General features: G+C 71.8%; 15 protein-coding genes and 1 riboswitch. Of the genes, 8 read left to right on the forward strand and 7 right to left on the reverse strand.

All coding sequences use genetic code 11. The annotated features are described in order from the left end of the window. The first annotated feature begins 38 nt into the window (after positions 1 to 38). The gene (locus ACYVOM_RS10240; protein ID WP_460303034.1) at positions 39 to 458 is read left to right on the forward strand and encodes a hypothetical protein; all 420 of its coding nucleotides are present in this window, start codon (positions 39 to 41) and stop codon (positions 456 to 458) included. Here the strand turns inward: ACYVOM_RS10240 and ACYVOM_RS10245 are convergent. Both ACYVOM_RS10245 and ACYVOM_RS10250 read right to left on the reverse strand, forming a co-directional pair. Next, positions 437 to 1,345, reverse strand: a complete 909-nt coding sequence (locus ACYVOM_RS10245; protein WP_460303035.1) for a hypothetical protein — start codon at positions 1,343 to 1,345, stop codon at positions 437 to 439. The genes ACYVOM_RS10240 and ACYVOM_RS10245 overlap by 22 nt on opposite strands. Further along, a complete protein-coding gene (locus ACYVOM_RS10250) occupies positions 1,321 to 1,830 on the reverse strand; it encodes a hypothetical protein (protein ID WP_460303036.1) in 510 nt (169 codons plus the stop codon). The genes ACYVOM_RS10245 and ACYVOM_RS10250 overlap by 25 nt, the downstream gene beginning before the upstream one ends. Before the next feature lie 137 nt (positions 1,831 to 1,967). Here ACYVOM_RS10250 and ACYVOM_RS10255 point away from each other — a divergent pair, with 137 nt between their 5' ends. Together ACYVOM_RS10255 and ACYVOM_RS10260 are read left to right on the forward strand one after the other, a co-directional pair. Beyond that, a complete protein-coding gene (locus ACYVOM_RS10255; protein ID WP_460303037.1) occupies positions 1,968 to 3,725 on the forward strand; it encodes a S9 family peptidase in 1,758 nt (585 codons plus the stop codon). A 63-nt stretch (positions 3,726 to 3,788) separates the two neighbouring features. Then, positions 3,789 to 4,391: a hypothetical protein gene (locus ACYVOM_RS10260; protein WP_460303038.1), complete on the forward strand. Its 603-nt coding sequence runs from the start codon at positions 3,789 to 3,791 to the stop codon at positions 4,389 to 4,391. Here the strand turns inward: ACYVOM_RS10260 and ACYVOM_RS10265 are convergent. The 3 genes from ACYVOM_RS10265 to ACYVOM_RS10275 all read right to left on the reverse strand — a co-directional run bounded on the left by ACYVOM_RS10265 (position 4,369) and on the right by ACYVOM_RS10275 (position 6,957). Beyond that, complete coding sequence (locus tag ACYVOM_RS10265; protein WP_460303039.1) at positions 4,369 to 5,043, reverse strand: TetR family transcriptional regulator; 675 nt, start codon at positions 5,041 to 5,043, stop codon at positions 4,369 to 4,371. The two genes, ACYVOM_RS10260 and ACYVOM_RS10265, sit on opposite strands and share 23 nt — an antisense overlap. A 71-nt stretch (positions 5,044 to 5,114) precedes the next feature. After that, complete coding sequence (locus ACYVOM_RS10270) at positions 5,115 to 6,044, reverse strand: alpha/beta fold hydrolase (RefSeq protein WP_460303040.1); 930 nt, start codon at positions 6,042 to 6,044, stop codon at positions 5,115 to 5,117. A gap of 70 nt (positions 6,045 to 6,114) precedes the next feature. Next, positions 6,115 to 6,957 (reverse strand): serine hydrolase, encoded by an 843-nt coding sequence (locus ACYVOM_RS10275; RefSeq protein WP_460303041.1) that lies wholly within the window; start codon positions 6,955 to 6,957, stop codon positions 6,115 to 6,117. Between the two features lie 248 nt (positions 6,958 to 7,205). Between ACYVOM_RS10275 and ACYVOM_RS10280 the strand changes: the two genes are divergently transcribed. Then, positions 7,206 to 7,415: a hypothetical protein gene (locus ACYVOM_RS10280; protein WP_460303042.1), complete on the forward strand. Its 210-nt coding sequence runs from the start codon at positions 7,206 to 7,208 to the stop codon at positions 7,413 to 7,415. A gap of 73 nt (positions 7,416 to 7,488) precedes the next feature. On the opposite strand, the gene ACYVOM_RS10285 is transcribed toward ACYVOM_RS10280, so the two are convergent. After that, entirely contained in the window at positions 7,489 to 8,754 is a 1,266-nt protein-coding gene (locus tag ACYVOM_RS10285; RefSeq protein WP_460303043.1) for a lipase family protein, read from the reverse strand. 238 nt (positions 8,755 to 8,992) lie between these two features. Here ACYVOM_RS10285 and ACYVOM_RS10290 point away from each other — a divergent pair, with 238 nt between their 5' ends. Then, entirely contained in the window at positions 8,993 to 10,228 is a 1,236-nt protein-coding gene (locus ACYVOM_RS10290) for a PucR family transcriptional regulator (RefSeq protein WP_460303044.1), read from the forward strand. Positions 10,229 to 10,237: 9 nt separating this feature from the next. Then, a complete protein-coding gene (locus ACYVOM_RS10295) occupies positions 10,238 to 10,963 on the forward strand; it encodes a hypothetical protein (RefSeq protein WP_460303045.1) in 726 nt (241 codons plus the stop codon). On the opposite strand, the gene ACYVOM_RS10300 is transcribed toward ACYVOM_RS10295, so the two are convergent. After that, a complete protein-coding gene (locus ACYVOM_RS10300) occupies positions 10,956 to 11,363 on the reverse strand; it encodes a hypothetical protein (protein WP_460303046.1) in 408 nt (135 codons plus the stop codon). The two genes, ACYVOM_RS10295 and ACYVOM_RS10300, sit on opposite strands and share 8 nt — an antisense overlap. Before the next feature lie 90 nt (positions 11,364 to 11,453). Here ACYVOM_RS10300 and ACYVOM_RS10305 point away from each other — a divergent pair, with 90 nt between their 5' ends. Both ACYVOM_RS10305 and ACYVOM_RS10310 read left to right on the forward strand, forming a co-directional pair. Continuing rightward, on the forward strand, positions 11,454 to 12,266 hold the full coding sequence (locus ACYVOM_RS10305; RefSeq protein WP_460303047.1) for a PIG-L family deacetylase: 813 nt from the start codon (positions 11,454 to 11,456) through the stop codon (positions 12,264 to 12,266). Positions 12,267 to 12,344: 78 nt separating this feature from the next. Next, positions 12,345 to 12,457: riboswitch (SAM riboswitch) on the forward strand. Between the two features lie 49 nt (positions 12,458 to 12,506). After that, entirely contained in the window at positions 12,507 to 13,700 is a 1,194-nt protein-coding gene (locus tag ACYVOM_RS10310) for an aminotransferase class V-fold PLP-dependent enzyme (protein WP_460303048.1), read from the forward strand. Positions 13,701 to 14,039: the final 339 nt, after the last annotated feature.

The following is a 14,039-nucleotide window of genomic DNA, read 5'->3' on the forward strand; positions in this document are numbered from 1 at the left end:
AAGACCGCTTCGGCGGCCGCGGCAGGGCGGGGCCTGGTGTGCAGGAGCGTGAGGAGGCTCATCGCGGTGAGGGGCGCGGCCTGGCGGCCGATGGTCCAGGTGACGCCGCGCTCCCGCAGGGCCGGGCAGGGCGGTTCGCCGGCCAGCCAGTCGCGGACCAGCGGGGCGAACTGGTCGCGGGCGAGCAGCGCCAGGGCCGTCGCGTACTGGTCGTCGCCGACGGCCGCGTGCAGGTCGCGGCGCAGCGCGGCGAGGAAGCGGCGTTCGGGCAGCCCGAGGCGGTGGATGAGCTGCTTCGCGCTGAGGCGCCGCTCGTCCAGCGCGCGGGCCGCGTGCCTGGTGTACCGGGACGCGTTCAGCTCGGCCGCCACGAGGTCGCTGAAGCGCCGGTGCACCTGGGCCTGGAGCTGGTCCACGAAAGCGTCGACGTCTTCGGTCATGTCGCACCGCCCAGGTAGGAGTCGAGGAGGTCTTCCTCGCTGACCGTCGTGTGCGCGCGGGCGCGCGCCACGTCGAAGGCTCCGGCGAGGACGCTGCGGAGCTGCTTGATGGAGATCCCGGACTCCCCGCGGGACGCCATGGCGGCCATGTACGCGTCGACGAGGGGGCGCGGGAAATGGGGGCTCCCGCCTTCGGGCAGCCTTTCGCGGACGAGCTTCCAACCGTCTTCCGGATCGAGGGTGCGCAGTTCGAGGGCGATCGTGCGCAGCCCGTACCGGGAGGTCAAGGTCGCGGCCGCGTCTGCCTCGTCGGTGCACGTCTCGGCCATGAGGACGAACCCCGGACGGCCCAGGTACCTGTAGTGCTGGAGTTCGGAGGCGAGTTCCGAAGGCGGCAGCAGCACCACGACGAGGCGCCTGTCCTCGTCGTCTTGGGCGAGCAGGAGGTCGCTCATGGCCGCGTACACGAGGTCGGGAGGTCCGGGCTCGACGGTCCGGTCGAGGAACTCCGCGACGCGCAGCGCCACCCTTCGCGCGACGAACTCGATCCGCTGCTCGACGGGCAGCGCCTCGAACGTCGGCGGCACCTGGTCGGTGAAGTCGATGATCTCCGCCTGGAAGGCGCCCGAGGTCTCGCCCGTCCGCCGCAGCCAGGACGCGCAGCGGTGCATCAGCGCGGTCTTGCCGCTGCCGGACGGCCCTTTGAAGACGCAGAGCCAGCCGGTGCGGAACAGGTCGCCGGAAAAGGCGTTGGTGAACTGCTCATAAGCCTGGAAAGTGTGGTCTACCGCTACATAGTCCTCCTCGTGTGACGCCCGGCGCCAAGGGCACAGCGGCAGATGCCCTGCTTCGGGCGAGGTGTCGAACGGGTTCCCGTCGCTCATCCCTGCGGGGGTCGCGTCCATACCGGCTCACTCCTCATCTCTCGGCGGGACAGCAGCGGATGCTCCATCCGGGCGGCGAGCCGCGCCGTGTGCCGCACGAACTCGTCCAGCGCGCGGTGGGTCTCGGCGTGCCTTGCGCGCCGCTCCTCCGGGCGCAGCCTTGTCCACCCGCTCGTCAGCTCGGCTCCGAACGGGCCCTCGTGGAGGTGTTCGAGCAGCCGGCGCGGCCAGCGCCAGCACGGATGCCTGCTGATCACGTGCTCCAGCTGCCAGGACAGGTCCTCCTGGCGGAGGCGCAGCTCCGCCGTCGGCGGGGTGGAATGGGCCGTCAAGCGCAGGTCGAGCCACTGCTCGCAGGCGTGCCGGAAGGAGTGCGCGGAGGTGAGGAGCTGCCTGGCGCGCTCCCGGTTGCGGTCCTGGGCGCGCGGGAACTCCTTGGCGGCCAGGGTCAGCAGCGCGCCGACGATCAGCGGGAGGAGCACTTGGAGCAGGGATTCCATGGGCACCGCCGGGGGATGCGGGGGCACGGCAGCGGAGTGCGTTTTTCTGTCTCTTCCCTTATCCGTGAGAAAACAATCCAGTCATGAGACGGGAGATGCCGATCGCGGTGCGGACCGTCGGCCCGAAGAGGTAGACATGGACCATGAGTGACGACAGGTGGAAGAAGCGGTTCCGGGCCGCCCGGGTGAGTCTGCCGGGCTGGGCGCGCGAGGCCCCGCAGCGCGCGGTGTTCCGGTCGAACGCCAGCGGCACATGGGAGATCTACACCTGGGACAGGGACACCGGCGAGCAGCGCCAGGCCACCGACCGCCCGAACGGCACGGTCGCGGGCGCGCTGGAGCCGTGGGGCCGTGAGCTGTGGTGGTTCGCCGACACCGACGGCGACGAGTTCGGCGTCTGGATGAGGCAGCCGTTCGAAGGCGGCGAGGCGGTTCCGGCGACGCCCCTTGAGCCGTCCTATCCGGCCGGCCTGGCCATCGGCCGGAGCGGCCGGGTCCTGGTGGGCAGGTCCGGGGCGCACGGCTCGTCGGTCCACCTCGTCGATCCGGGCGCCGAGCCCGTCACGCTCTACGCGCACGCGGAGAACGCCTACCTCGGCGGCCTGTCGCGCGACGAGGACCTCATCGCGATCGGCCACAGCGAGCACGGCGACAGCCGCCACCCCGCGCTGCGGATCCTGCGCCCCGACGGCACCGTGGTGGCCGACCTGTGGGACGGCCCGGGCAAGGGCGTCGGGCCGTCGGGCTTCTCGCCCGTCGTGGGCGACCCGCGGATCCTGGTCGACCACGAGCGGCGCGGCAAGGAGGAGCTGCTGCTGTGGAACCCGCTCACCGGCGAGGAGCGCGAACTCGTCTTCGACCTGCCCGGGGAGGTCGGCGCGAGCTGGTTCCCCGACGGCCGGAGCCTGCTCGTCTCGCACGGCTACGAGGCCCGCGACGAGCTCTTCCGCTACGACCTCGCCTCCGGTGAGCTCGTCCGGATCGACACCCCGCGCGGCGTCATCGGCGGCGCGACGGCCCGCCCGGACGGCACCGTCGAGTTCGCATTCACCTGCGCGGCCGAGCCGCCCGTCATCCGCTCGACCACCGGCGCCGTCGTGCTGACCCCGCCCGGCGAGGCCGCGCCCGGCTCCGTCCCGGTCGAGGACGCCTGGGTGGAGGGCCCCGGCGGCCGTATCCACGCCCTGGTCTCCAAGCCCGAAGGCGAAGGGCCGTTCCCGACGGTCTTCGACGTGCACGGAGGCCCCACCGCGCAGGACGTCGACGCGTTCAACCCGAACACCGCGGCGTGGGTGGACCACGGGTTCGCCGTCGTCCAGGTGAACTACCGCGGGTCCACGGGCTACGGCTCGGCCTGGCGCGACGCGCTGGAGGAGAAGGTCGGGCTCATCGAGCTGGAGGACGTCAAGGCGGTCCGCGACTGGGCGGTGGAGACGGGTCTGGCCGATCCGTCCCGGCTCGTCCTGGCGGGCGGCTCGTGGGGCGGCTACCTGACGCTGCTGGGCATCGGCACCCAGCCGGGCGACTGGTCGGCGGCGGTCGCCGCGGTGCCCGTCGCGGACTACGTGGCGGCGTACGAGGACGAGATGGAGGCGCTCCAGGCGTTCGACAGGTCCCTGTTCGGGGGTTCTCCGCAGGATGTGCCCGACAAGTACCGTGAGTCCTCGCCCATCACCTATGTCGAGGCGGTCGAGGCGCCCGTGCTGATCCTCGCGGGCGAGAACGACCCGCGCTGCCCGATCCGGCAGATCAATAACTACCTGGACGCACTCGGCAAGCTCGGCAAACCACATGAGGTCTACCGATACGACGCCGGGCACGGGTCACTGGTCATTGAAGAACGCCTCAAGCAGGTGGAAGCCGAGATCGGCTTCGCCATGAAATCGCTGAACATGGCGTGATTCAGTCGTTGTTTCGGTAGTGCTTCGCCGGGGATCTCCTCGCTCGTCCTGAGGGGGAGATCCATGAAGCGCACGAGACTGCTGGCGACGGTCGCGGCCTGCTCCGGCGCCGTCGTGGTCGCGGGCGTCTTCGCCTACTCCGGACGGGAGCCGGACGTCGTCGTCCGGCCGTCGGCACCGGTCGTGGCACAGGCGGCCCCGGTGGTGAACGTCTTCGAGCAGCTCACCCACGAGTCCGTCGACGCCGCGCTGCACGCGGCAGGCGTCGCACGCAGGTCGAGCGGCGCGTGCACCGATCGCACGCGCCGCGGCTGCACCTCCTACGAGGGACTGCGGCGCGGCACCCTGGACGGGCTGCTCCGCTTCGTCAGGGAGAGCGGCTGCCCTGTCACCGTGTCGGGCGGCACCGAGCCGGGCCACCAGAAGATGATGTACGGCCACGAGAACGGCTACAAGGTGGACATCATGCCCACCGACTGCGTCGATTCACATATCTACCGGACGATGACGAAGGTCGGCAGCCGCAAGGACGACTCGCCGATGTACCGGGGCCTGCGGCCCGGCGAGCTCTACGTGGACGAGCGCCGCGACCACTGGGACATCTTCTACGGACCCGAGTGGTGCGCGGAGAAGATGGTCAGGCTCAGGCGCGGACACTGCGAATGATGTCGACGAGTTCGCGGGTGACCGAGCGGAATCCCGGCAGCCGCGACATCGACACCATCTTCTGGACGAGGGGGACGGTCCGATCGGTCAGGAGGTAGGTCTTGCGGCACCCGGGCGAGTCGTCGTGCACCCAGTAAAGGACGATGCCCATGGAGTACAGCCAGAGCAGCTCGGGCAGCTCCCGCCGGAAGTCCTCCTCCAGCCGCAGGTCGCGGGAGCCGTCCACGACCTCGCGGTAGATCGCCACCGCGGCGGACCGGGCCGGCCCCGACTCTGCGCTGAACGGGCTCAGCGGGCTCGTCGGCTCGGCCGCCAGCTTGAAGAACTTCCCGGCGAACTCGTGGTACGGGACCATCGTGTCGATCCGGGCGCGCAGCACGCCGAGCAGGCGCGGCGCGAAGTCGGTCTCGGCGGCCAGGACGGCCCGGCACGCCGCCATGTGCGACACCTGGAGCTCGTCGTAGTACGACTGGATGAGCTCTTCCTTGGAGCCGAAGTAGTAGTAGGCGTTGCCGACCGAGACCCCCGCCTCCTTGGCGATGGCCCGCATCGTCGTGGCCTCGTAGCCGTGCTGGCGGAAGAGCCGCAGCGCCGTCTGGACGATCAGCTCCCGGGTCTGCTCCGACCGCCCGGCGGCCTTCGGCTCGCTCACGCTCTTACTCTAGGCCGCCGCGGAGGCGGCGGTGTCCCACCGGTGGCGACGTCCCGGCGGCGGCCCTGGGTTCAGGTGCCACTGGACGCCGAAGGGGCGTCCAGCCTGCCCTCACGCAGCACCTCCTGCCAGTGGCCGCGGTCGTAGCGGGCGGGCGGGGTGGTGCGCAGGAAGTCCTTGATGATCTTGGCGAACCGGGCAGGGTCGTGGTGGTGCGGGAAGTGCCCGGCGCCCTCGAAGACCTCCAGGACGCTGCCGGGCAGGGCCTCGTGGGCGATCTCGGCGTGCGCGGCAGGGATGATCGCGTCGTGGTCGCCCCAGATGACGAGCGTCGGAAGTTCGGCGGCCAGGTAGCTGCGGTCGAGCATGGTGATGGCCTGGCCGGAGACGTCGGCGGCGGCACGGATCGTGCGCAGGAACGCGCGCCGGGCCTCGGGGTCGGCGAACCCGGCGTACCTGGTCATCAGATAGGAGAGATCGGGGCCGAACCCGGCGCCGCCGAGCAGCCGCAGCACGGGTTCCGCGGCGAGCACGGCGTGCCGGACCGGCGCCGCCGACATCAGCGCCATCGTGGTGGCCGCGCCCGGCACGGTGGCCAGCCGGAGTGCCGGATGGACCTCCGGGCCCATGCCCGCGCTGGACACCAGCACGAGCCGCTCGCAGCGCTCGGGGAACTGGTAGGCGAACTGCATGGCGACGCCGCCGCCGAGCGAGTGCCCGACGACGCTCACCCGGTCGATGCCGAGCACGGTGAGCAGGTCGCGCATCCCGCACGCGTAGGCGGCGACGGCGTAGTCGGCGCGCGGCTTGTCGGACGCGCCGTGCCCGAGGAGGTCGGGCGCGATCACCGTGTGGTGCGCGGCGAGCTCGTCGATGACGGGCAGCCAGGTCTCGGAGCTGTCGGCGATGCCGTGGATCAGCAGCAGCGGCGGGCCCTCGCCGGTCATCCGGAAGGCCCGGCGGTAGCCATGCACCTCGTGGAACCGCAGGTCGACGGTCATGGGGGAAGCCTGACCGGAGGGCGTTACCCCGGTGCTTCCGCTGTGTAAGCGGTGTGTGACACAAGGGGCTTTACGTGGGGTTGAGCTGCCTGTGGACAACTTCGGCGACGCGTTCGATGGAGGTGATCCCATAGCTCATGGAGGGATTGCCATGGGTGAGCACCACGATCATGTAGTCGCGGCGGGAGCTGGTGAAGGCCCCGAGGCTGTGCACGCGCCAGCCGAGCGTGCTGCGCGGCAGCCAGCCGTTCTTCACGTGCACCTTGACGCCCGAGGGCGCGCCGGCCGGGGTTCCCCAGCGCTGGCCGCTCACCACGTCGTTCATGAGGCCGAGCAGATAGCGGCGTGAGGCCGCGGTCAGCACGGTGTCGTCGTCGCGGGTGAGCATGCGCAGCAGCCGGAGCTGGTCGAAGGCCGTCGTCCGGGTGAGGCCCCAGTAGCCGCTCGGGCCGAGCGTCGTCGCCTTCATGCCGACCGCGTCGAGCAGCTTCTGCATGCGGGTCCGGCCGAGCCGGCTCCAGAGGTCGGAGGTGGCGTTGTTGTCCGAGCGGGTGATCGCGGCACGCGCCAGGGACTTCTCCCGCGCCGTCAGCTTGCGCTTCTCCTTCTGCGCGGTGCGCAGAAGCGCGGCGACGACGGCGACCTTCACCGTGCTCGCGGTGTCGTAGCGCGTTCCGGAGCCGAGGTAGCAGCCGAGTCCCCGGTTCCGGTCGTACACCGCGACGGAGATGCTGCCGGAACGGCCGCGCACGGCGGCCTGGAGTTTGGGGCCGAGCCGCGCCGCGAGTTCGGGGTAGCCCTCGGACTCGCAGACGGGCTTGGCGGCATGGGCGGGGAGGGCCGGGATGAAGGCGAGAACGGAAGCGGCGAGCACCGTCGCGGCCGTCCTGCCGGAGAACGTGGGAGCGTGCACGGTTCGTCCCCCTCGTGCTGGGAGGAGGCACACTCTAGTGATCACCCTGCCGGGTGGTCCAGACCACCGGCCGCCGGAGCGGCTCAGGTCATTTCCGGCGAAAGGGATCCGGAGCGCCGCGGCATGCGTCGAAAAACCTGTTCCGCGCGGGAGGCCCGAAACTGCCGGGCTCGCTGTCCCTGGTGTTCGGGACCCCGCGGGATTAGCGTTCCGGACGTCACGAACAACTCTCGAAGAGGTTGATGATCATGCGCAGGATGGGGCTGTCCATCATGGTCCTGGCCGTGTTCGGCCTGGGCCTCACGGCCTGCGGCGGCGGCGACCGCTGGTGCGAGCTCGACGCCACCGACCAGGTGGTCGCCGACAGCTACTGCGAGAAAAACACCCCGGGGTACGAGTGGGAGGACGACTCCTCCTCGTCGCACTCGACCAAGACCAAGAAGAAAAAGAAGCGCTGAGGAAGATGAGGCGCTGAGAAGAGCTGACGCCCCGGGCCCGCCGCGTCGCGCGAGGGGCCCGGGGCGCGCCGTCTCAGCAGTTGTTCGCGACCGGCCGCCCGGTGAACCTGTCGTTCAGCCACGCGGTCACGTCGCCGCGGGCCAGGGCGTCGGTGGTCAGGTGCTCGCCCGCGTAGTCGTTCTTGAACTGGGTCGGGATGCCCGCCGCGCAGTACAGCCGGCGGGTCTCCTCCTGGGTCTCGACCGGGATGATCTCCTCCAGCGCGCCGCGGTACTGGTACGTCGGGAACCCGATCTTCCAGGTCGCCGCGGAGGCCGGACCGCCGATCCCCACGCCGAGCTTCTGCGCGTCCACCGCCTGGCCCCACGTCTGCCCCGAGGCGTCGCCCAGGGCGTAGAGCTGCTCCAGCGAGTACTTCGCGGTGGTGAAGTTCTCCACCTTCTGCCCGGCGAACGCCGAGAGCGTCCCGAGCAGGCACTTGGACGTGACGTCCGCGACGGCCTGACGGCCCCGGTCGTTCAGTAGCGCGTCGAAGGGCAGCGTCGGGTAGGCCTCGCCGAGGCCCACCACCGCGTCGGCGAGGAAGCCGGCGAACAGGCCGCCGTTGAGCTTCGCCGCCGTCATCTTCAGATCGCCGGGGACCCCGCCCGCGGCGGCTCCCACGACCTTCAGCTCCGGCGCGTAGGAAGCGGCCACCTGGGCCGCCCACAGGGACGCCGCGCCGCCCTCGGAGTATCCGGCGACGCCCACCGGGCCGTCGGCCTTCAGCGAGCCGAAGGGGATCTGCCGAGAGGCCCGCACCAGGTCGAGCAGGGCGTGCCCGGCGTTCTGGCCGATCATGTAGGTGTGCACGCCGCCGTCGACGTAGCCGATCCCGTCCGTCGCGGCCACCGCGAACCCGGCCTTGAGGAACGAGGCGACCTGCTCGCCCTCGTACATGTCCTGGTAGTCGCCCGCGAGCTGCTTGGAGAACGCGCACTGCGGGCCGGAGCCGAGCGTGCCGGGGTTGAAGGCGACGGTCGGGCGCGACCCGCCCTTCGTCCAGGCCGCCGACGGGACGGCGACCGTGCCCGTCACGGGGACCTTCGCCCCGTGCAGGTCGGTGGAGACGTAGCGGACCTGGTAGGCGGTCATGGAGATGCCGCCGGGCACTTCGGAGAGGGTGACGCGGCGGCACGCGAGCAGCTCTCCCACGGGCGCGGAGACGGCTCCGGCGGCGGCGAAGATCTGCTTCTCGGACGCGAGGCACAGCAGGGGCGCCGCGGCGGCCCCGCCGGTCGCCGTCAGGGCGGACGCCGCGGCGACGATGGCCGCGGCGCACAGGGATCTCAGTCTCATGGGGGTCTCCAGGGGTGGGTGGTGATCCGCTCTCGAATATCGGCCGCGACCCCGCGCGCTCCTACGCCGCCGAATGATGAATGCGAGGCGGGTGATTGTGCGCCGCGGACGGACGGTTCGGCGCGACCGCAGGTCAGCGCGCATTCGTTCGCTGACTTGTCGGCGGATGAGGAAAGCGGGCCGCGAAGCGTTGCGCGGTTGACTTATTCCGGCCCGTCCGGCGATTTAGCGTCACAGGGTGGAAAGGGCCGACGATTGCGCCGACCTGCTGGACGAGCCGTGGCGGGCCGTGCCGGCGGGTACGGCGCGATGGCTGCGCCCGCACGTCCCACACCTGGTCCAGCGCATGGCCGAGGCGGTCCGGCAGCGGGTGCCTGAGTACGGACGGCAGGGCGACGACGTCTACGGAAAGGTCGTCGAGCAGGCGTCCACGCGGGCCGTTCACCATTTCCTCGATCTGATCGAAGATCCTTCCGCCTCGTGGCGGGACGTGCACCAGACCTATTTCGACATCGGTTACGGGGAGGCGCTCGAAGGACGCGGGCTGGAACATCTGCAGAACGCGCTGCGGATCTCCTCGCGCGTCGCCTGGCGGCTCCTGGCGGGGGAGGCCGAGCGGGTCGGGAAATCGCGGGCGCTCATCGCCCTGCTCGCCGAGGCGAACTTCGCCTACCTCGACGCGCTCGCCTCGGCCGCCGCGCACGGCTACGCGAAGGCCACCGAGAAGGCGGCGGGCGAGCGCGAGCGGCGCCGGTCCCGCCTGCTCGGGCTGCTGCTCGCCGATCCGCCCGCGCCCGCCGAAGCCGTCGAGGAGCAGGCGGCGCGGGCCGGCTGGCCGCTGCCGCGGGTGCTGGCCGTCGTGCTGCTCCTGCCGCGCAAGCAGGTCTCCGAAGGCCCTTCCGGTCTCCCGCCGCAGCTGCTCAGCGGGCACGACGAGGGTCGGCCGCTGCTCGTCGTGCCCGACCCGGACGGCCCGGGGCGTCCGGCCGAACTCGCCGCGACCCTCGCGGGCTGGACCGGGGCGATGGGCCCCTCGGTCCCGGCGTCCGAGGCCGCCGCCTCGCTTCTGTGGGCGCGCCGCACCCTCGCCCTGGTCGCCTCCGGGACCGTTTCCGGCCAGGCGACCCGGCGGGCCGGATTCGTCGCGAGGGCCGAGGACCACCTTCCGCGGCTGTTGCTGCGCGAAGGCGGCGGCTTCGTCTCCCGCATGGCCGAACGCCGACTCCGCCCGCTGCTCAAGGCTGGGCCGCGGCAGGCGCCCCGGCTCGCCGAGACACTGCTGGAGTGCATGAAGAACGGCTTCAACGCCACCGAGGCCGCGGCCGTGCTGCAGGTGCACCCGCAGACCGTCCGGTATCGGCTGGGGCGGCTCCAGGACCTGCTCGGCACGGACCTGGAGGATCCCCGGATCAGGCTGGAGATGATGCTCCTGGTGCAGGTCTGGATTGATGAGTTCCAGGAGGATAAGTCCTAGACTCCGCGCATGCGCACCGTCGTCGCCCCCCTCGTCCTGACGGTCCTCTTCTCGGCCGTCGCCGTCGCGTCACCCGCCCACGCCGCGGGGCCACTCAAGATCCGCTCCGCGAAGGCCTCCGGCACCCCCGTCATCACCGCGGGCGCGAAGGCCAAGGTGCCGATCCGCGTCCGTGTCTCCGGGACCAGGATCACCGACGTCGACGCCACGCTCCGGCTCCCGAACGGCAAGGGCTTCACCCTCGTCAGCGACCTCAAGCGGGCGTCGGGAACTGCGGGAGACGGCGTCTACAAGGGCACCGCCGTCCTCGACAAGGCCGACTGGGGAGGCAGGTACACCCTTGAGGTCGCCGCCACCGACGGCGCTCCGTCGAACGCGTACTACGACTTCGTCACCCACAGGAAGGCCGGCGCCATTACGGTCCGGCGCGCCGCGAAGCTGTCTTCGACGTCGCCCGCGAGCGCCGCCAAGGGCACGAAGGTGAAGGCGAAGGGGACCGTCAAGGGACTCAACCTCAAGGGCAAGTTCGCCGGGCTCAAGGGAGCCTCCGTCCAGATCTGGTTCCGCCGCACGAGCGGCAAGGCCGTCCGGCTGGGGACGGTTAAGACAGGCACCAAGGGCGCGTTCACGTTCACGTTCAAGGCCTCGGCCGACGGGGAGGTCTCCGCTCGGTTCCCCGGCGGCGGCCAGTGGCAGAAGCGCGCAACGGGCTGGAAGGCCCTCGACGTCAGGTGAGGCCGACGGCGCCGCCCGTCCGGCGCGCGGCCCTGGTCCGGATGCTCGCGGCGATCGACATCGCGACCAGGGTCCCGGCGAGGACGCCGAGCGTCATCAGGGTCGCGCCGACGACCCACAGGCCGCTGTCGTCGTCGGACCAGTCGTAGGCGACGGCGGCCGCCATGCCGAGCGCGGGACCGAAAGCGGCGAGGTTGCCGAAGCGGAGCGCGCCGCCGACGAGGAGGGCGGCGAGTACCACGACGAGGCCGACGCCCTGCCAGACCTGGTACGGCCCGGAGACCGTGCCGTCCGGGGCGGTGTCGTACTGCTGGTCCCAGCCCAGCCAGGCGGCCCAGTTGGCGGCGGCGGCGATCGCGAGGACGACGAATGCGGCGGCATTACGGGAGATCTGCTGCATACCGACCAGTCTGGCGACCGCCGCCCGGCCGCCCCAGAGCGCGGATACTCAACTGCGGAATGAGTACCGGAGCCGCATAGGCTGAGGCCCATGCTGACGCTGATGGCCGTGCACGCCCACCCTGACGACGAGGTGATCGGCACCGGGGGAGTCCTCGCCCGCGCCGCCGCCCAGGGGATCAGAACGGTGCTCGTGACCTGCACGAACGGGGAGCAGGGCGACGGACCGGGCGGGGTCAAGCCCGGTGAGGAAGGCCACGACCCGGCCGCCGTCCGTGAGACCCGGCTGAAGGAACTCGCCCGCTCCGCCGAGATCCTCGGCATCGAACACGTCGAACTCCTCGGCTACGCGGACTCCGGCATGGTCGGCTGGGCCGCCAACACCGCCCCCGGCTCGTTCGCCGGCGCCGATCTCGACGCCGCCACCGACAAGCTCGTCGCCCTCATGGAGCGCTACCGACCGCAGGTCGTCGTCACCTACGACGACAACGGCGGCTACGGGCACCCCGACCACATCCAGGCCCACCGCGTCGCCGTCGCCGCCACCGAGCGCAGCGGCATCCCCGAGCGCCTGTACGCCACCGCGATGCCGCGCTCGGCCATGGCCGAGATGGCCCGCGTGGCCCGCGAGCAGAACTGGGGCCTGGACTGGCCCGAGCTGGAAGAGGGCGCCGAGCCCGAGTTCGGCACCCCCGACGAGCTCGTCACCACGGTCGTGGACGTCAGCGAGTACTTCGCGCGCAAGGCCGAGGCCCTCCAGGCGCACGCCAGCCAGAGCGACGGCGCCTTCCTGTTCACCCTCCCCGAGCAGGCCCAGCTGATGTTCCTCGGTCACGAGGCCTTCTCCCGCCTGCGCGGCGAGGGCGGCGACGACACGGACGATCTCTTCGGCGGGATCTCCTAGGGGCCGGTTGCGTGAGGACCCCTTGCGGGAGGACCGGGTTGCGGGAGGACCCGGTCCTCCTGCTATAAAAGACCCGAAGGTCATGAGTGCCAGCGTTCAGCCCCGGCTTGCTGGCCGCCAACCCTCCTCCGCGGCGGGGTGGTCCGGGTGACGACCAGGCCCTGCGCAAAGGCGCCGGGCAAGCGCGGATTCCCCGGACGGCGTTCCCGGAATCCATGATGGAGCCCCCGGAGGCCTCCCGTGACCGTTCTCACGTCCCTTCCCGCCGTCGTCGGCCTCGACGCCCCCGTCCCCGTCCGCGACGGGTTCACCGGCTACGCCAACTTCGACTACGCCGCCTCCGCGCCCTGTCTCCAGGCGGTGGCCGACGCCGTCACGCAGGCCCTGCCCTACTACAGCAGCGTGCACCGCGGCGCGGGCTACGCCTCCCAGGTGACCACCCGCGCCTACGAGGAGGCCCGCGAGACCGTCCGCGAGTTCCTCGGCGGGCCCCAGTCGGTGATCTTCACCCGCAACACCACCGACGCGTTCAACCTCCTCGCCCGCGCCGTCCCGCAGGGCACGTCGGTCGTGGTGTTCTCCTCCGAGCACCACGCCACCCAGCTCCCGTGGCGCCGCGCCGTCCGGCTGCCGATCCCCGCGACGCCCGCCGAAGCCCTCGCCGCCGCCGAGGACGCGCTGCGCGCCTGCCCACAGGGGCCGCGCCTGCTCGTCGTCACCGCAGCATCCAACGTCACCGGCGAGCTGTGGCCGATCCGTGAACTCGCCGCCGTCGCGCACCGCTGCGGCGCCCGCATCGCGATCGACGCCGCCCAGCTCGCCCCGCACCGCCCGTTCGACGCCTCCCCCTACGACTACGTGGCCCTGTCCGGCCACAAGCTCTACGCGCCGTTCGGCGCAGGGGTCCTCGCGGGCCGCGCCGACTGGCTGCGCGCCGCCGACCCGTACCTGCGCGGCGGCGGCGCCACCCGCTGCGTCACCCCCGAAGGCGGCGTCTCCTGGGCCGCCGAGCCCGAGCAGCGCCACGAGGCAGGCACCCCCAACGTGCTCGGCGCCATCGCCATCGCCGAGGCCTGCCGCGCCCTCACCGACTGGCAGGGCATCGTCGCCGAGGAAGAGCGCCTGCTCGCCCGGCTCCGCGACGGCCTCGCCGCCCTCCCCGCCGTCCGCGAACTGTCCCTGTGGGGGCCGAACCACCCGCGCGTCGGCATCGTCTCCTTCACCGTCGACGGCCACAGCGCCCGCGAAGTCGCCGAATACCTGTCCGACGTCCACGGCATCGGCGTCCGCGACGGCAAGTTCTGCGCCCACCCCCTCGTCGCCGCCCTCACCGGCGCCACCGACACCACCGCGGTCCGCGCCAGCTTCGGCCTCGGCACCACCGAGGCCCACATCGACCGCCTCCTGGCCGCCCTCACCGCCCTCACCGCCTGACCCCCTCGAACGGGGCGGTCCTGCCGCCGCCCGCCGCCGCCAGGGCCGCCCTTCCCGCCGTCCTGACGGCCCGACCCGCTGGGACGGGGCCGTTCTCTGCTCTCGCACATCTGGCGCCGGGGTCGTCCTCTCCTGCCGCCCTGACCGGCCTGACCGCTTGACCCGCTCGGACGGGGCCGTCTCTGCTTTCCGCACACCTGGCACCTCTCCCGACATCCTGACCGACCTCACGGCGCGACCCGCTGCGACGGTCCTCTCCCACCGGGCCTGACACCTTGGCCGAGCCTGCTGCCCGAACGTGCGGTCAGGCCGCACGCCGACACGCCGTGTCGGGGTTGT

Source organism: Actinocorallia aurea (assembly GCF_054783995.1).

Bases quoted from the DNA above. Each gene is read 5' to 3' on its own strand.
- ACYVOM_RS10260 (WP_460303038.1), top strand. From the start codon at position 3,789: ATGAAGCGCACGAGACTGCTGGCGACGGTCGCGGCCTGCTCCGGCGCC.
- ACYVOM_RS10295 (WP_460303045.1), top strand. From the start codon at position 10,238: ATGCGCACCGTCGTCGCCCCCCTCGTCCTGACGGTCCTCTTCTCGGCC.
- ACYVOM_RS10300 (WP_460303046.1), bottom strand. From the start codon at position 11,363: ATGCAGCAGATCTCCCGTAATGCCGCCGCATTCGTCGTCCTCGCGATC.
- ACYVOM_RS10305 (WP_460303047.1), top strand. From the start codon at position 11,454: ATGCTGACGCTGATGGCCGTGCACGCCCACCCTGACGACGAGGTGATC.
- ACYVOM_RS10285 (WP_460303043.1), bottom strand. From the start codon at position 8,754: ATGAGACTGAGATCCCTGTGCGCCGCGGCCATCGTCGCCGCGGCGTCC.
- ACYVOM_RS10270 (WP_460303040.1), bottom strand. From the start codon at position 6,044: ATGACCGTCGACCTGCGGTTCCACGAGGTGCATGGCTACCGCCGGGCC.
- ACYVOM_RS10255 (WP_460303037.1), top strand. From the start codon at position 1,968: ATGAGTGACGACAGGTGGAAGAAGCGGTTCCGGGCCGCCCGGGTGAGT.
- ACYVOM_RS10245 (WP_460303035.1), bottom strand. From the start codon at position 1,345: ATGGACGCGACCCCCGCAGGGATGAGCGACGGGAACCCGTTCGACACC.
- ACYVOM_RS10280 (WP_460303042.1), top strand. From the start codon at position 7,206: ATGCGCAGGATGGGGCTGTCCATCATGGTCCTGGCCGTGTTCGGCCTG.